The organism is Parafrankia colletiae, assembly GCF_001854655.1.
Lineage (GTDB): Bacteria > Actinomycetota > Actinomycetes > Frankiales > Frankiaceae > Parafrankia > Parafrankia colletiae.
This window is the reverse complement of record NZ_MBLM01000143.1, coordinates 55,008-71,150: the sequence shown is the minus strand read 5'-3', so window position 1 is coordinate 71,150 and position 16,143 is coordinate 55,008. Positions and strand designations below refer to the sequence as shown.

Below are 16,143 nucleotides of genomic sequence, written 5' to 3'. Positions count from 1 at the left end.
GCCCTTCCGAGATCCAGATCATCTGTCCGTAGGGGTCCATGAGGGCCTGCAGGTTGATCCCGTGGTACTTGTGCTTGCCGGAGTAGTACAGCGAGTTGTGGGCGCGGACACGGTTGGTGCGCACGACCGTCCCGTCGAGGACGAGGAAGTTGTTGCGGGTCCAGGCGAACGTCCACACGGCGGCGAGCAGCGTCCGACCGCGGTGGGCCAGGAGGTCGACGGCCTCGCGGATGTAGCGGTACACCGTGGCGACGCCGATGCCGAAACCTTCGGCCAGGCGGGTGTAGGTGTCGCCGTTGCGCAGGTGCGCAAGGACGAGAAGTGCCTGGTCACGGGCGGGCAGCTTCCGCCAGGTTCCGCGGCGCTCGCGGTCGTCGGTGAGCAACGCGGCCAGGAAGTCCAGGGTCGCTTCGGGCAGGTTGATGGTGCCGGGGTAGGTTAGCAACGAGTCCTCGGTCAGGGAGCAGTGGAGTAGACACCCTGTGATCTACCGAGGACTCGTCTATTTTCCGATCCCGTATCGACAACAGTCGACCACGGCGGGCCGGGCGGATCGTGCGAGAATCTTCACCGCCTTTCAGAAAAACAAGATGGAAAAGGCTCAATGTACGCATGCTCGATGGTGCTCTGCTACAGATGACATACGAGTTCACCGGTCTGGCGCTGACGAGAAGTCGGCTTGCTTTCCTGCCCTCGCCCGACTTGTCTGAGTTTCAGAACAACCCGGACGTCTATATGGAGGACGTTCTCTTTGCTGAAGTCGTCAATCGCCAAGTGGTGGCGGTTCCAGTTAGGTTTGACTTCGACTCCAGAGATGGCGTTGCATCCGATATTCTACACCCTTGTTCACATGTGACTCTCGGTCAATATAAAAATTGCCGAATTGCTGCGACCTCACCGCTCACGCCCGGGGTCTTCGTAGAATTTATTCTGCGAAGTTTCTACAATACGGCCACGAATGAGCTCTCGAAGCGCCTGCCCGGGCTGCGGCATAGATTTGATCGCACCATAACAGACCAAGAGGTGACTTTGGTGCATTTCGCGGTTCCCTCCTGATGAGGCGCTGTTATCTTCGTTGTAGGCGGCACGTGCCAGTGGTCCTAGTGGCCGGCGTCAGACGGCGGCGGCGAGCTCGGGACGCGTCTGATAACCACAGCCGCAGCTGTGGGTCGGTGTGGGTGGCGAATTCGTAGTGGCCGCGGCGGATGTTCTGAATCAAGGTGTCCGGCGCTGATCGTCTGGGCCGCGGAGACGTTTGAGCCCGCGCATCAGCCGTAGCCGTACTTTGAGTCGGCTGTGGTCGACTTCGATCCGTTTGCTCTCCCGGGTGGCGTCGACGTGGCAGGCCTCGGGCAGCAGCTCGTCGAGAACCTCCGGGTAGACCGGGGCCTTGCCGGTGGTGACCTCGACTGGCCGGCGCTGTGGGACAGYGCCTGGATGAAGAACCTGCGGTCGGCGGCTTGGTCGCGGGCGGTGCTGGGGAGGACGTCGGTGACTTGGCTGTGCTGATCAACGGCCCGGTACAGGTAGATCCACCGGCCCGTGACCTTCACATAGGTCTCATCCACAAAGTACCTGTCCCCGGGCGGTGCCGGAATGGGCGGGCCACGTCCACGAGCAGGGCGCGAACCGGCGAGACCGTTCTGGGTAGCTGACCCCCCTGCTGTGGGGATGCCCGGCGACTGCGGCACAATCGTCGCCACCGCTCGGCAAGTGCTTGCACCGCTGTCAGGGGGCAGACCAGTCGCTCGGAAAGAGCTCCCTACAGCGTCGACGTGATCGGGGGGATTGGCCGTGGGAACCTTCATGYTGACTTGGAATCCTGACGCCTACGACTGGGAGGAGGAGGGCGGTGACTACGACGGCGGCGTCGCCCGGGTCGCCTCCGGCGCCACGATCAAGGCCATGTGGTCCATGGGTGCACGCAGGTACGGAGTGGAGCGGGGTGACCGCTTCTACCTGTTGCGGCAGGGAGTGGAGCCGCGGGGAATCGTCGGGAGCGGCTACTTCACCACGGGGGAGATCGACGAGGACGAGCACTGGGACGACCCGGGTAAGACCGCCTGGTATGCCGAGGTGGTCTTCGAGTTCTTGGTGGACCCGGCGGACGGCCTTCCAACGTCCCAGCTGCTCAACGAGGTCCCGGGATTCGGTTGGAACACCACCTACGCATCGGGGCACGAGGTCCGAGGGGAAGCGGTCGACCAGCTGCACCGCATGTGGAAGGAAGTAACGGCCCGCTCGAAGCGCCGCGGGCCGGGTGACTGAACACGGCCATGCCAGCGGCCGGCCAGCCTCAGCTTCCCCGACAGCATTCCCGTGCGCGACGGTGGAGATGGGCCGTCAGCATGCTTCGGCTCTCGGGTCTATGCCRCTGAGCCCGGCACTGCCTGTCAGGGGGTGGTGGTGGGGCAGGTGCGTGTGGCTGTCCAGGCGGTGACGCCGGTGCGGTTGGTGTCGGAGAGCCGGGTCAGCCACTGCCCGTCCCGGTAGAAGGCGTGCACGGGCAGGCTGACTCCCAGGACCTTGACGATCGCGAGAGCGGTGTTCGGGTCCTCGAGACGAATGTCGACGATCTCGTAGGGTGCGCCTTGAGGGGCGTCGGCGTTACATGCCTGCTGATAGGCGACGTAGTCGGTTCGCGGGATGAGGGCCTGGTCCTCGGGCACGAGCAGGTCCCAGGCACCGGCATGATCGCCGGCGGAGCCGCGGGCGATGGCTCTGTCGAGTTGCGCGCGCGCCTCCTCGACAGTGGGGGGCTGGCGCGGCGCCGTCGGGACCACGCCGGCAGCCGAGGAACCGCTGGCCGGTGCTGGAGCGTGGGTGGGTGTGCTGACCTCGGCGCCACCGCAGGCCACCAGTAGCGGCGCGATGAGCATGCCGGCCGTGAGCCACTGAGCTACCTGTCGCCGCCCGCAGCCCGCGCGTTTCCTCGTGCGTCTGATCCCCACCACGGCCCCCTCGGATACGGATGCGCATTATCGCGGTCGATGGGCGGCCGTGTGGGCGATTGGGGTAAACGTTTCCGAGTGTAGTGGCACTGACCTGCGAGCTTGGTCCGTGCCTTGGCCGGAGGAACCCGGCGTCCGCGCGAAAGGTCGGGCCGGCAGGGGCAGGCCGGGGGCACTCTTGCGTCGTGGGGTAGGCGCGCGTGCCGGGACCCGGCCGGTCGGAACTCGCTCGCGCGCCTGACCGCGGCCGCAGGGAGTCCGCGGCGTGCGCCGGATCGTCGGAATGCAGCAGCGCCCCGCCGCCCACACCGACCCGCATCTGCGGCTGGCCGCCGCGGTGGTGGACGTCGCCGATATGCGACAGCGCCGCCTATCCGATTGTGGGTGGGTCGAGGAGGCCGAGATACTGGGCGACGTGCGCTTGCACCTCGCGGACCTTCGCCGCAGGGAGGACGCCGAGGAAGTCGGCGAGGTCTTCTTTGAGGATCGGCTGCAGGTGGGGGACCCTGACCCAGCACGGTTTCGTGACTCCTCCGTCGCYGAGCTGAAGCCGCACACAGTTCGGGCTCCTCCATCTCCGCGAACCCGAGATCGGCGCGACGGTCACGCTCGGCCAGGAGGCATCGCGATTGGCAGTAGTGCCACTCACGACGAGAACGGTTCGCCTGGGGTGGTAACTCCGGTCGTTGTTCGGGGGCATGGACAACGCTGCGTCGCGGGCGTAGTAGACGCCACCGAGAACCGGTTCTTGGTGCACCGGAATGGTCAAGCTGCTCCGATCGCGCGGCTGTGATCCCCCCGTATCTACGTCAGAGCCTAGAAGCAGTTCGTGTCATGGCCCCTMGGAGGCAACATCGAGACACGAATTTTAAGAGTCGTCGAGTAGGCGATTCGCGCGTTCCCGGGCGGGGCGAAGCTCGTCGAGTTCTTCCCGGACGGCGTCCTCGTTGGGGGGACCGGGAACGTCACCGGTCGGCTCTCGGAGGAACCGTCGCAACGGCGCGAGGGCACGCCCGATATCAGGTGTAGGGCGCAGGACCTGCAGGTCCAGCTCGTGATCGGCGGTCCGGTCGCGTACGGGTTGTGTTTCGGAGGCGACGTCGCACAGTTCCTGGACGGACAGTCCGCCGTACTCGGCCACGGTCTGGGAGATCACTGTCGTGTCGGCTGCAGTCAGCCCTTGTCCGGTTCTGGTGCCGGCGTGGTCGTCCCGTGATCCTGAAGTTGGCGGTGGTGTGACACGGCCCGCGTCGGCGTCCACGGGCCCGCTGGCGGTCCACGTCCACATGATCCCGCTGACCGGGTCCGCGCCGTCGGTGACGGCACGGACGTCGGCCAGGTACAGCAATACGGTGGCTGCGGCGGCGGACACGGCCCTGCCCTGTTCGGCCGCGGCAGCGAGCAGCGTAGATCGAGCGGGCTGACCGTGAGTCGAGGGTGATCGGTCTTCAGAATCGTTCACCGGGACGACATTAGGGCCACGCTGCAGTCCGATCATTTGTGCACACGGCGCATCGTGTGCAAAGACAACATCGATCGCACAGTCGGTCATGCATGAATGGGCCCTGACCGACTCAGCTGCGCCACTCGGGACAGCTCCCACCAAACGATCTTCGTTGTCACCGTGGTGCTGGCAGCCGCTCGGCCGGTCTCGGGCTGTGGTCCGGTACGAGGGAGGACAGCGGGCTGGTCGGCAGGGCTATCCACCCTTCCCGTTCCGCGGCGGAGACATCGTCCGGTCCGGGCAGGGCGGTGTGGCCCAGCGCCACGGCACGGGCGGTCAGTGCAGCGATCACGGCGTCGAACGCGTCGTCGGATCGGCGGCAGAGATCCGCGTGGGCGCCGAGGTCAAGCCACGGCGCTGCGTCGAGGAGAGCGTCGACCAGCGTTGCGAGGACAGAGATGTTGTTCTTGGTCTTGTAACCGAGGTGCGGCAGCCCCCATCCGGCGAGGGAGGCGGCCGGGTACACCTCGACGACCACGCCACCACCGGCGCGGTCCACGGGTAGGCCCTGGCCTGCGAGTGTTGCCAGGAGCCCCGCGCAGCGCATCGCCGTGTGCGCGATCCGATCGGCCGCGACGCTGAGGGGCCGTAGCCCTGTTTCTGCCCGCACCCGCTGGTCGGTGACCCGGTACGCCAGGGCACGTCGCCACTGCAGACCCGTGACCCCCTGCGGGACGGCCACGTTCCCGCCCTGGTGGGCGGTGATGAAGGCGACGAAGGCTTCGGGCCAGCCGAACGGGCAGTCGATACCGACCTTGTCCGCGTTCGTGACCGCCTCGACGATCGTCCTGTCGGTGGTATCGAGGTGGACATCCCGCACCGTCGCCGAACCCGACGACCAGTCGATCCGGGCGAGGGCGGTCTTCTTCGGCTCCGCGGCCAGGTCCACGCCGATCGTCATCATCCGGTCAGGGTAGGCAGCACGGCGCCCAGGTCCGTCCGAGGAGTGCTGGTAGGCCACCCGGTTTTCAGGCTGGACGATGCACGCTCAGGATGCGAGCTGTGCCGGGTCGGATGCGCAAATGCCCACGCGGACGTTCGGCGTCCCGTAGCGGGGTCTACCGGTTGTAGGTCCGGCGGCTGTAGGTCTGYGGCCGCGGCGACGAACCACGCCCACCGGAGTGGGGCGGACGGCGGGATGCCTGCGAGGTCGACCGCTGCGGGGCGGGCGCCTGGTGAGCCGGGGGTTCGAGGTCTGTGGCGTCGAGGACGTCGGGGGCAAAGTCCCCGAAGTCGGGTGCACGGAAGAGGTCGCACGTCAGCGGGGGCGGGGCCTGACCCGGCCGGGTCTGTGCCGCCTCCGGTGCGGAGAACAAGGATGTTGAGGATGTACCGATGAGGATCTCACCTTCGGAGTGGGGCCGCGGTCGAGTCGGCCGTGGCAGTGGAGAGTGTACGGCCGGAGGCAGAGCCTCCGGAGGTGACTTATAGCAATGTTTAGGATCCGGGTCAGCCTGTGGGACGGCTGGCAGGACCTCGCGGAGATCCACGGCGTCGTGTGCATCCGCGAGCTGTCAAGAGCCCAGAAAACGTCAGGAAAAGAATCCCGGAAAATCATGAAAATAGGTGCAGGTATTGCCTCTTGACGTGGGCCGTCAGGGACTCGAACCCTGAACTCACCGGTTAAAAGCCGGTTGCTCTGCCAATTGAGCTAACGGCCCTGCTGCCCTCCATCGTACCCAACTGCTCGGTCGGGGGGAGGGTGGGGCGTGAGGCTCGGGCGGGTGGGCGCGTTGGGGGKGTTCTGGGGTTGGTAGGTGGCGTGGTCGAGGCCGGGAGAGTAGGGAGACAGGTCGCGATGATCTCTCGCGGGTAGTCGTGGAGGCTAGGGATGAACCGGGCGGTGGTCGCCAACGGGGGTAGGGGTGGGCCGGGTGCGGGCAGGGGCTCCGCGGTAGTAGTGGGTGGCACAGTTGATCTTGTTTGGGTGGTGCCGGGCCCGCTCGAAGGGGTGAGGTCTTGTGGGGTGGGCTGCGGTGGTGGCCGGGGATGGGTTCGCCCCCCGTCCCGGGGACGGGGGGACGGTGGGTTTAGCCGAGTGTGATGTCTTTCGGGTACTCGTCGGGGTTGCGTCGTCGGGGGATGAGGCGGGCTGTGTTGATGGCGATCTCGGTGGCGAGCTCGGGGAGGATGTGGGTGTAGGTGTCGGCGGTGAGCATGATTGTGGAGTGGCCGAGGAGGTCCTGGACGGCTTTGAGATCGGCGCCGGCGGCGAGCGCGAGGGTGGCGGCTCCGTGGCGGAGGCCGTGGAGGCTGATGGGGGGTAGGTYAGCTTCCTGGAGGAGCGCGCGGAAGCGGTTCATGAGGTGTTCGGGGTGAATGAGGTTGCCGTCGGGGTGGGTGAACGCGAGTCCGGTGTCGGGCCAGGCTGAGCCGGCCGCGAGGCGGGCAGCGTGTTGGCGAGTGCGGCTGATTTTTAGGACGGTGACGGTGCCGGGGTCGAGAGAAATGGTGCGTTCGYCGGCGTCGGACTTGGGGGGACCGATGTGGGTGGTGTAGCCGAGCTGGGTAATTTGCCGGCGGATGGTGAGGGTTGCGTTGGTGAAGTCGATGTCGTCCCAGTGGATGYCGACGGATTCGCCGCGGCGTAGTCCGCGGTAGGCGATCAGGTGGAAGATGGGGTAAAGCGGGTCTGTCTGGATGTGGTCGAGGAAGTGTCCGGTGTGTGTGGGGGTCCAGACCATGACGGGTGAGGGTTTGGTCCCGGTCTGGCGCCAGCGGGCGACCCGTTCATCGGTCCATAGGAGTGCCTTGGGGCGTTTCCCGGATGCAAGTTCCAGGTGTTTTGCGGGGTTGTGGGTCATGATGCCGCGGCGGATCGCGTCGTTGAGTCCTGCTCGGAGTACTTCGCGGATGCGCTGCTGGGTGGCGGGACCGGTGATTCTTTTGCGTCGCGCAGCTTGCCTGATTTCGAGGTCGTCGGATTCACGGTCCTCGAGAATTCTCTCGTTGGTCTGGTCGATGGCGGTGAACATGTCGTCGAGGTGGCCGACGGTGAGTTTGGTGAGGCGGATGTCGCCGATGGCGGGGGTGATATGAACGCGGATGTAGCCGGCGTAGCCGTTTCGGGTGGTGGGGCGTATTGTTTTGYGGTTCTCCAGCCAGCGGGTGAACCAGTTGGTGACGGTGAGGTCGGGGTCGAGGTCGGCGTTGCGCCGGTAGCGGTTTTCTACTTCGTTTGTTTCRGGTAGCGGTGTTGCGTTGGTGATGGCGTTTCCGATGAGGTCGGCGATGCGCTGGAGTCCGCTCATGTCGCCTTCCTCCGCGATGGTGAGGAGAGCGTCGATGCGCTCGAGTTCGCCGTTGGCTGCATCGCGTGTGGCGAATCCGCCGCGGCTCACGAGCCGTCGTTTTCCGTCGGGGTGGGGTGGCAGGTCGACGCGGTAGGCCCAGGTTCCGTGGTCGGAGCGCCATCCGCCGTTCGGGCGGCGGATTTTGGTGCAGGAACGCCCAATCTGACGACCGGTTTTCGGGTCTCTACAGCCACATTTTTTGAACAGGGATCCCTTCGCCATTACGAGCTCCTGTCTTGTTGTTCCACGCGAAATCCGTCGTATGCCCGGCGGATGGGTATATTGATGCTCGACGGAAACCGGTTTGTCAAGCCGGTGCGGTCGGATGTGTGTCGATTCCCAACAGCTTCTTGAGGGGGCCGGTGGGGACGATATATCGACCTCCGACGCGAATGACGGGGACAGGGAACTTCTTCTGGCGGGCGAGTGCATAGCTGGTGGTGCGTCCGATACCGAGGATTTCCCCGGCAGTGACGATGTCGACGACGGTGCCGATATGGCGGATCTCTGCGTCGGTCCAGGTCTTCACAGAGCCCTTTCTCGGAAGGATCTGTGTCTCGAGGTATCGCGGCCTGTGTTGTGACGCTGGCGCACGGGGAGCGACACCCCACGCGCGCGGGGCGCCGCGGCGACTCACGTCCGTGCGGCAGGCCCTGCTGCGCGCGCGATGGTGGCAGAGGTGGTGCCTGACGGTGATCTGACTGTTGTTGCGTGTGCAACATGTGTCAGATCACCGTCAGATCGCGTTGATGCAGGTCAGCGTGGGTGTCAGTCCTRCTGGACGCGCGTCGGCCGGGCTACTCGGTGGGCGTGAGGAGAAGGACGTCTTCGTGCGCGGTGACGTGCAGCGGGGTGCCGGCGGCGCGGCCGGCGCGCGCGTTGTGGAGGGCGAAGAAAGTCGTGCGGGGCACGAGCCGGTCCTCGCGCAGGCCGGCGAGGAGGGCGGCGGCGCGGCCGGCGCGGACGAGCCCGATCCTCTGTGCGCTGTGCAGGATGGCGCCGGGCAGGTCGATGAGGTCGCCGTCCTGGCGGTAGGGGCGCACAGCGATCGCGACGATTCCTCCGGGTCGCAAGAGCGCGGCGGCGCCGGTGAGAATGTCGGTGAATCCGGTGAGGAGTTCGGTGAGGTCGGCGGCGGCGAGGTTCCCGGGACGGCCGGCGCTGTAGGTGTAGTCGCGTTTACGGACGCCGTGTATCCGGTCGGCGTCGACGGTGCCGTGGGTTGCTTTCCCGTACGGGGGTGAGGTAAGAATCAGCGCCGCCTGTCCTCGCGCGGTCTCGGGGGCGAGGGCCGGTAGGCGGCGGGAGTCGCCGGTGATGAGCTGGATGGTTCCGGTGGCGCCCTGGGTGTGCGCGAGGGCGGCGTTGGTGCGGCCGATGCCGGCCCAGCGGGGTTCGTATTCGATCCCGAGCGCATTGCGGYCGAGGTGTGCGGCTTCCACCAGCGTGGTGCCGATGCCGCACATGGGATCCACGACGAGATCACCCGGCTCGGTGAAGGTCGTGATGATGTGGCGGACGAGGGCGGGCAGCATCCGGGCGGGGTGCGCGAGGGATTCAGGGGTGTAACGGTTCAACCGCTGAAAGCGGGGGTGGGTCTGTGACACCGCCCAGACGGTGAGGGGAAGGGGGGTGTGCCGGTCAGCCACGYGCACCACCACCGGGACGGGCAAACACGGCCAGGTCGGTGTGGACGGGTTCCAACAACCCGCCGCTGGAGGGGTTCTCGGGGAGCGGGTGGAGTTCTCCGTCGTGGATGGGGYTGGTGAGGATGATGATGTGCTGGAGGTAGCGCAGGCCGGCGGAGCGGGCGGCGGTGATGGTGTCCGCGAGCGGGTCGTGTTCCCCACCGGTGGGGGTGTGCACGGTGAGGAGGTATCCCCCCGGTCGGAGTATTCCCGTGAGCGTGCTCAGGTCGGGGAGGAGATTTTCCGGGCTGGCGGCGGGCGGGTGGTCGATGATGAGTCCGGCGTCGCGTTCCCGGCAGTGCGGGAGAATCGGGGTGGCGGCGGTCTGCGGGGTGCGGTGGAGCGCGAGGTAGCGGCGCTGGAGGTAGTCGGCGGCGCCGAGGAGGATTCCGCTGTCGTCGATCCCGATCACGAGGTCGCCGGTGTGGCTGAAGGTGGCGATGGCGCGGGCCGCGGCATCGGCGGGTAGAGCCCCGGGGATTTCTGGGGTGATGGTGGGCCAGACGGTGAGTGGAATGATCCGCGGCTGATCGGTCCGGGTGGGACGGGACTGAGGCACTCGGTTCCTCCGCAACAGGATGTCGCCAGTTCGCCGCTCGGGAAAAGGGCGGCTGGTGGCCGGGGGGCTGTTCGGGTCCGAGTGAAGTCCAGGGCGTCTGACGGTGATCTGACACAGATCTGACTCTGATCATCTGCGTGGTTCGAGGCGATGTGTCAGATCACCGTCAGATCAGAGTCAGATCACCGTCAGATCCYTTCTGGACGCCTCTTYGTCCTGCCTGCCTGGGCGTGGACGAGTGTCAGATCACCGTCAGATGGGGTGTGGCGTCCTTGGGGCCGACAAAGCACAGGGCCTCACGGACGGGAGTCCAATCATCGTGTTGTACGAGTCTGAGAACACGGCGGAATCGTCGCTGGACAGGGTTGAGGCGTCGTTTCTGACGCTGACGGAATCCCCGGGCGGCCTGGGGGTGAACGGCGCGGATTTCCCGGGCCTTGCCGACAGGTGGTTCGGGCTGCGGGAGTTGCGGGTGGAAGTGACTCGGCCGCAGACATCTGTGGCGACCCGGCAGGCGGTGTGGGCTTTTCTCCTGCGGTCGCGGGAGGTGGACGCGTGGAAGGTCGCGGCGGTGGGGATGGCGATGCCGGCGCTGCGGCATATCGCCGCCACGCTGGCCCCGGCGTACCGCGGGGACGTCGCCGATCTCGACGCCGAGGTGTTGACCGGTTTTGTCGAGGTGTTCGCCGGGCTGCCGGCTGACGCGGGGGGTATTCCGGCGCGGTTGGTGTTTGGGGGGTACCGGGCGGGGCTGGCGGAGACGGAGTCGTACCGCCGACCCGGGACGGATCTGCCGGTGGTGGAGGCGGTGCCGCCGTGGCCGTGGCTGGATGCGCGGTGGTTGYTGGCGCAGGCGACCGAGCGGGAGGTGATCAGCTCGGAGGACGCGCGGCTGTTGGTGGTGAACCGGCTGCGGGGGGTGGCGTTGGCGGAGCTGTCGTCGCGGCGTTTCCCGGGTGAGGAGCTCGCGGTGCGGCGCCGCCGCGCGGAGCGGGGCCTGGCTGCGGCGGTCGCGGTCGGTGATCTGGGCCCTGGCACGGGTGGTGGCCGATGACGGGCCGAGGCCGGGCCCTGCTGCGGCATACGGGCTTGACCGTGCGGGCCGCGGGTACCGCGCTGCGAGACCTGCTGAGGCGGGTGCCTCTTCCCGCGTGGGTGGGGGTGGCTGGGGGGCTGGTCGGGGCGGGGTGGCTGCTCGCGCAGCCCGGCGGTGCGCCGACCGGGACGGCGGTGCTGGTGCCGTTCGGGTCGCTGCTCGGGCTGTGTGGCGCGGCGCTGGCCGGCGCGCTGACGATCCTGCTCCTGCACGCCGCCAGCATCGCCGCGCATCCGTCCCCGCGACGGGGACGGCGGCGCGAGGACCTGCTGCGGCTCGCGGTCGGGTGCACGGTCGTGGTGGTGCTGCTGGTCGTGCTGTCCGATGTGGCGGGGGCGGCGGTCGTGACGGGGCAGGAGGCGCCTCCACCGACGGCGCCGGTGTCGACCGCGCCGGATCTGGCGACGGTGCTGAACAATGCCCGGAACTGGCTGATGGGCATCCTCGCCACCATCGCGACGTTCTTCTTCACGCTCGGCGGGGCCCGGTATCTGAGCGCGAATGGTGATCCGGGCGAGGTGGAACGCGCGAAGGGCTCGTTCCGCCATGCGGCGATCGGCTACGGCCTGGCGGTGCTGGCGCCGCTGGTGTTGAAGGCTCTGCGTTCCGTGGTCGGTGCCTGATGTCCCGGCCAGCGCGGCAGCCGCGGCGGCCACGGACCTGGGTACGGCGGGCCGTGGTGGCGGTGTGTTCGCTGGCGGTGGGTGCGGGGGCGCTGGCCGGGTCGGCGGGGGTCGCGGGGGCGCAGGTCGCGGTCCCGCCGCCCCCCACGGCATCAACCCCGCGTCCCCCGGCGCCTGACGCGGCCCCGGTGGCGCCTGCCGCACCGCAGGCGGGACCGTCACCGGGGCTTCCGTCGACACCGCCCCCGGTGACGCCCAGGCCGACGTCGGTCGCGACTGCTCCCGAGCCCACCCCGGAGCCCTCCGCCAGCGCCGGGAGTGGGGAGGTGCCGCCCCCGCCATCCGCGGAGCTGACCCCAGCGGCACCGGAAGACCCCACGGAGGACCCGGCGGAGGGGCGTCCGCCGCCGACGCCGGCCGCACCGCGGCCGGGAGCGCCTCCGGACCCGAACGCGCCCGGTGGCGGCTGGGTGAGTGATCTGCTCAGTTTCGGCTGGCTCGATATTCCGGAGCGGATTCTGCGGGCGATCAACGGCTGGTTCGCCGGGCTGGTCACGGCCGCGTTGGAACCGGTGGTGCGCCTACTCGGCCAGACGGTACTCAGTACGCCGGAGGTGACCGAGCAGCCGCGGGTCCGGGAGCTGTGGAAGGGCAGCGTGCTGATCGCGAACGCGGTGATGCTGCTGGTCCTGATGGCCGGTGGGGTCGCCGCGATGGGCTACGACACGGTGCAGACCCGGGCCACCGCGAAGGAGATGCTCCCGCGGATGATCCTCGGGTTCGGCGCGGCGAACCTGTCCCTGCCACTGATGGGCTGGGCCATCACCGGAGCGAACGCGCTGTCACAGGCCTTCACCAACATGGGGGATCTCGACAGCAGCGGGGCGTTCAGCGTGCTGCTGACCGTGCTGGCCGCCGGGGCCCTGTCGAACATCTTCCTGATCCTGCTGGGGATCGGGGTGGTCGGCCTGATGGTTGCGCTGATCATCGGGTGGATCATCCGGGTCGCGGCACTGATGGGCCTGGCGGTCGCCGGCCCGCTGATGCTGCTCTGCCACGGCCTGCCCTGGACCGAGGGGATCGCGAACCTGTACTGGCGGGCCCTCGGGGGCTGCCTGGCGGTGCAGGTCGGCCAGTCGGTGCTGCTCACGCTGGGGGTCCGGGTCCTGCTCGCCACCGACGACGGCGCCTACCACCCGATCCCGACGTCGGACACCCTGGCGAACCTGCTCACCGCCACCGCGCTGTTCTACATCGCGGTGCGCCTGCAGAGCATGGCGTCGCGTCACCTGATGGGTGGCGGCCGGTCCACGGTCGTCTCGCTGGTGAAGTACCGGCTGCTGCGCACGGGCCTGCACAGGCTCGGGATCCCGCTCTAACCGCAGCCCGCGGCATTCCCTTCCCCCGCGCTTTCCCTCTCTCTTTTCTCCTGTGACGTGAAAGGCAGTGCTTGTCATGCCCGAAACATCCAGTTCTGACCGGGTTCGTATTCCCGGTGATGTGGATCGACCGGACCGGATCCTGGCCGGTTTGACCGCCCGTCAGCTGACCCTGCTGGCCCCACCGGTCCTGCTCGCCCTCGCGGTCTACTGGACGGCGTCCCCCTACCTGCCGTTGCCGGTGGTGGCGGTGCTGGTGGTGCCGCTGCTCGGCGGCGGCGCCGCGCTCGCGCTGGGCCAGCGCGGTGGGGTGACCGCGGACCGTTACGCCACCGCCGCGCTCACCCACCACCGCACACCCAAGGTCCAGGTTGCCGCTCCCGACGGGATCCCCGCGCAGCCGGGCTGGCTCCCCGACCTTCCCGCCGCCCGACGCCGCCACCCGGTACCGGCGAGGCCGCTGGCCGCCGGGGTGGACACGGCCGGCGTGCTCGATCTACGCGGCGCGGTCGCCGTCGTCGCCGAAGTCCAGGGCGTGAACCTGGCGCTGGCCGGTGACAGCGACACCGGGCGGAAGGTCGCCGGCTATGGGCGGATGCTCAACGCGCTGTCCGGGCGGATCCAGATCACGATCCGCGGGGTGCCGGTCCGTCTCGACCCGCACCTGGACCGGCTCCGGAGCCTCGCCGAGCAGGCGCCTCATCCGGCGCTGGCCGCTGCCGCCCGCGACCACACCGCCTTCCTCGCCGATCTCGCGGCGACCCGACAGTTGCGGAGCCGGCAGATCCTGCTCACCGCCTACGAACCCGTCCCGGCGGCGCGCGGCGGGCGGGACACCGCCGCCGCGGCGGCGGCACGCCGCCTTGAGGAAGCCCTCGGCCTGCTCGCCGCCGCCGGGCTACGCGGGCGGATCCTCACCGGCCCGGAGCTGACCAGCCTGCTCGCCTCCGCCGCCGACCCGACCAGCCCCCCACCCCCCGACCGTGTCACCGCGGCCGGCCCGATCCTCGGCCGCGCGCGGACCGGAGGCCGCCGATGAACCGCCGCAACCGCCTGCGTGTCGCCGCGCAGGGTGCGCCGTCGCGCAGCCGCCGGCCGCTGGTCCCTGGCCGTGGGCAGGGGGCGGGGCAGCTGCTGCCGGTCGAGGGTCCGGCGTTGTTCACGCCACCGGCGCTGGTGGTGGATGCCGGGCAGATCGAGGTCAGCGGCCTGTGCGCCACCACGATCAGCGTGGTCGGGTACCCGCGTGAGGTCGGACCGGGGTGGATGGAGCCGCTGCTGGCCTACCCCGGCCGCCTTGATGTTGCCCTGCATGTGGATCCGACTCCGCCTGCGGTGGCGGCGCTGCGGCTACGCCGCCAGTTGGGCCGGTTGGAATCCGGCCGCCGTGCTGATGCCGCTGCTGGCCGGCTCGCCGACCCCGAGCTCGACGCCGCCGCCGCGGACGCCGGGGAGCTGGCCCGTCAGGTCGCCCGTGGTGAGGCACGGCTGTTCCGCGTCGGGCTTTACCTCACCGTCTACGCCGACACCCGCGACCAGCTCGCCGAGGAAGCGGCGCGGGTCACCGCGCTCGCGCACAGCCTGCTGCTGACCGTGCGCCGGGCCCGGTACCGGACCGTGCAGGGCTGGGTCTCCACCCTGCCCCTCGGCCTGGACCTGCTTCAGATCCGCCGGGCGTTCGACACCCAGGCCTTGGCTGCGGGGATTCCGTTCACCACCCCCGACCTGCCCCTGCCCGACCCGCAGCGTCCCGGGGCCGCCCCGGTCGTCTACGGCACGAACCTGCACTCGGCGGGCCTGGTGGCGCATGACCGGTGGGCGCAGCCGAACTACAACTCGGTCACCACCGGCGCCTCCGGCGCCGGGAAAAGCTTCGTGATGAAACTCGACGTCCTGCGTTCCCAGTACCAGGGCGTCGAGGTCGCGGTCGTGGACCCGGAGGACGAGTACGGCCGGCTCGCCGCCGCCGTCGGCGGCACCCGGCTCGCGCTCGGCGCACCCGGGGTGCACCTCAACCCCCTCGACCTGCCCGCCCACTCCCGCCACGACCCCGACCTGCTGACCCGCCGGGCCCTGTTCTGCCACACCCTGATCTCCACCCTGCTCGCCGACGCCGCCGACGACCACGGTGGGCTGGGCGCGGGGGGACGGGCGGTGTTGGACGCGGCGCTCCTCACCGCTTACCGGCAGGCGGGGATCACCCACGACCCGGACACCTGGACCCGGCCCGCGCCGCTCCTCGCCGACGTCGCCGCCGCCCTGAGCGCCGCCGAGGACCCGGCCGGCCCCGCGCTCGCCGCCCGCCTCGCCCCGTTCGTTACCGGCTCGCACGCTGGCCTGTTCGCTCACCCGACCACGACCCAGCCCACCGGGCATCTCGTCGTCTACTCCCTGCGCGCTCTGCCCGACGAGCTGAAGGCGGCCGGGACGCTGCTGACGTTGGACGCGATCTGGCGGACCGTCGCCGACCCGACGAAGCGACGGCGGCGTCTCGTCGTGGTCGACGAGGGCTGGCTGCTGATGGCCCACCCCGCCGGCGCGAAGTTCCTCTTCCGGCTCGCGAAGGCGGCCCGCAAGCACTGGGCCGGTCTGGCCGTGGTCACCCAGGACTCCGCCGACCTCCTCGGTTCCGAGCTGGGCCGGGCGGTCGTCGCCAACAGTTCGACGCAGATCCTGCTCCGCCAGGACCCCAGCGTGATCGACGACCTGCGCCGCGTCTACAAGCTCACCGACGGCGAAGCTACCCAGCTGCTCACCGCCGGCCCCGGCGACGCCCTGCTCCTCACCGGGACCGGGCAGCGCACCGCCCTGCACACCCTCGCCTCACCGGCCGAATACGCGCTGATCACCACAGATCCGACCGAAAGCACCACCATCACCACCGCTCCGGGTGACGCTGGCCCGCTCGATGAGGCCTGGCCGCAGGACACCGCCGGCGCGGAGACCGGCCTGGGCGGTGCTCCTCGCCGTCCGGCCGTCCGCCGGCCGGTGGACGACGACGCCGACCCGTTCTAACCCGGCCCCGCATCGCCTCCGCACCACCCGGCCCA

At 69.0% G+C, this 16,143-nt stretch carries 16 protein-coding genes, 1 tRNA gene and 1 pseudogene; 7 read left to right on the top strand and 11 right to left on the bottom strand.

What is annotated here, in order from left to right:
• The coding region (locus CC117_RS25230) for a transposase family protein (RefSeq protein ID WP_198541977.1) at positions 1-445 on the bottom strand (445 nt) is incomplete at its 3' end.
• A 110-nt stretch (positions 446-555) separates the two neighbouring features.
• On the opposite strand from CC117_RS25230, the gene CC117_RS35265 reads away from it, so the two are divergent.
• Complete coding sequence (locus tag CC117_RS35265; RefSeq protein WP_256385409.1) at positions 556-1,056, top strand: DUF2290 domain-containing protein; 501 nt, start codon at positions 556-558, stop codon at positions 1,054-1,056.
• Between the two features lie 10 nt (positions 1,057-1,066).
• Here the strand turns inward: CC117_RS35265 and CC117_RS35260 are convergent.
• Positions 1,067-1,621 (bottom strand): annotated as a pseudogene (locus tag CC117_RS35260) (DDE-type integrase/transposase/recombinase); the annotation flags it as partial.
• Between the two features lie 173 nt (positions 1,622-1,794).
• On the opposite strand from CC117_RS35260, the gene CC117_RS25220 reads away from it, so the two are divergent.
• A complete protein-coding gene (locus CC117_RS25220) occupies positions 1,795-2,268 on the top strand; it encodes a hypothetical protein (RefSeq protein ID WP_131803137.1) in 474 nt (157 codons plus the stop codon).
• Positions 2,269-2,393: 125 nt separating this feature from the next.
• Here CC117_RS25220 and CC117_RS25215 read toward each other — a convergent pair whose 3' ends face one another.
• The 9 genes from CC117_RS25215 to CC117_RS25175 all read right to left on the bottom strand — a co-directional run bounded on the left by CC117_RS25215 (position 2,394) and on the right by CC117_RS25175 (position 9,995).
• Positions 2,394-2,879 (bottom strand): hypothetical protein, encoded by a 486-nt coding sequence (locus tag CC117_RS25215; protein WP_071088346.1) that lies wholly within the window; start codon positions 2,877-2,879, stop codon positions 2,394-2,396.
• A 442-nt stretch (positions 2,880-3,321) separates the two neighbouring features.
• The gene (locus CC117_RS40670; RefSeq protein WP_407673583.1) at positions 3,322-3,651 is read right to left on the bottom strand and encodes a type II toxin-antitoxin system PemK/MazF family toxin; all 330 of its coding nucleotides are present in this window, start codon (positions 3,649-3,651) and stop codon (positions 3,322-3,324) included.
• A 168-nt stretch (positions 3,652-3,819) separates the two neighbouring features.
• Positions 3,820-4,323, bottom strand: a complete 504-nt coding sequence (locus CC117_RS25205) for a hypothetical protein (RefSeq protein ID WP_071088342.1) — start codon at positions 4,321-4,323, stop codon at positions 3,820-3,822.
• Between the two features lie 247 nt (positions 4,324-4,570).
• Positions 4,571-5,359, bottom strand: a complete 789-nt coding sequence (locus CC117_RS25200; protein ID WP_071088339.1) for a DUF429 domain-containing protein — start codon at positions 5,357-5,359, stop codon at positions 4,571-4,573.
• Between the two features lie 684 nt (positions 5,360-6,043).
• Positions 6,044-6,116, bottom strand: a tRNA-Lys gene (locus CC117_RS25195).
• Positions 6,117-6,485: 369 nt separating this feature from the next.
• Positions 6,486-7,970, bottom strand: coding sequence for a site-specific integrase (locus CC117_RS25190; protein ID WP_071088337.1), 1,485 nt, complete (start codon positions 7,968-7,970; stop codon positions 6,486-6,488).
• Positions 7,971-8,055: 85 nt separating this feature from the next.
• Positions 8,056-8,277, bottom strand: coding sequence for a DNA-binding protein (locus CC117_RS25185; protein WP_084132750.1), 222 nt, complete (start codon positions 8,275-8,277; stop codon positions 8,056-8,058).
• Between the two features lie 268 nt (positions 8,278-8,545).
• Positions 8,546-9,403: a TRM11 family SAM-dependent methyltransferase gene (locus CC117_RS25180; RefSeq protein ID WP_071088361.1), complete on the bottom strand. Its 858-nt coding sequence runs from the start codon at positions 9,401-9,403 to the stop codon at positions 8,546-8,548.
• Positions 9,390-9,995, bottom strand: coding sequence for a hypothetical protein (locus tag CC117_RS25175; RefSeq protein ID WP_071088334.1), 606 nt, complete (start codon positions 9,993-9,995; stop codon positions 9,390-9,392). The genes CC117_RS25180 and CC117_RS25175 overlap by 14 nt, the downstream gene beginning before the upstream one ends.
• Positions 9,996-10,314: 319 nt before the next feature.
• Between CC117_RS25175 and CC117_RS25170 the strand changes: the two genes are divergently transcribed.
• The 5 genes from CC117_RS25170 (at position 10,315) to CC117_RS25150 (ending at position 16,108) form a co-directional block, all read left to right on the top strand.
• Positions 10,315-11,049 (top strand): hypothetical protein, encoded by a 735-nt coding sequence (locus tag CC117_RS25170; RefSeq protein ID WP_241830407.1) that lies wholly within the window; start codon positions 10,315-10,317, stop codon positions 11,047-11,049.
• A complete protein-coding gene (locus tag CC117_RS25165; protein WP_241830406.1) occupies positions 11,046-11,714 on the top strand; it encodes a pilin in 669 nt (222 codons plus the stop codon). Before CC117_RS25170 ends, CC117_RS25165 begins: the two co-directional genes overlap by 4 nt.
• A gap of 470 nt (positions 11,715-12,184) precedes the next feature.
• A complete protein-coding gene (locus tag CC117_RS25160) occupies positions 12,185-13,093 on the top strand; it encodes a hypothetical protein (protein ID WP_241830405.1) in 909 nt (302 codons plus the stop codon).
• A gap of 76 nt (positions 13,094-13,169) precedes the next feature.
• Positions 13,170-14,132 (top strand): PrgI family mobile element protein, encoded by a 963-nt coding sequence (locus CC117_RS25155; RefSeq protein ID WP_071088357.1) that lies wholly within the window; start codon positions 13,170-13,172, stop codon positions 14,130-14,132.
• Positions 14,129-16,108, top strand: coding sequence for a VirB4 family type IV secretion system protein (locus tag CC117_RS25150; protein ID WP_071088328.1), 1,980 nt, complete (start codon positions 14,129-14,131; stop codon positions 16,106-16,108). Before CC117_RS25155 ends, CC117_RS25150 begins: the two co-directional genes overlap by 4 nt.
• Positions 16,109-16,143 lie beyond the last annotated feature (35 nt).

Excerpts from the sequence above, each read along its gene's own strand:
- CC117_RS25215 (WP_071088346.1), bottom strand. The coding sequence starts at position 2,879 with ATGCTCATCGCGCCGCTACTGGTGGCCTGCGGTGGCGCCGAGGTCAGC.
- CC117_RS25200 (WP_071088339.1), bottom strand. The coding sequence starts at position 5,359 with ATGATGACGATCGGCGTGGACCTGGCCGCGGAGCCGAAGAAGACCGCC.
- CC117_RS25165 (WP_241830406.1), top strand. The coding sequence starts at position 11,046 with ATGACGGGCCGAGGCCGGGCCCTGCTGCGGCATACGGGCTTGACCGTG.
- CC117_RS25155 (WP_071088357.1), top strand. The coding sequence starts at position 13,170 with ATGCCCGAAACATCCAGTTCTGACCGGGTTCGTATTCCCGGTGATGTG.
- CC117_RS25150 (WP_071088328.1), top strand. The coding sequence starts at position 14,129 with ATGAACCGCCGCAACCGCCTGCGTGTCGCCGCGCAGGGTGCGCCGTCG.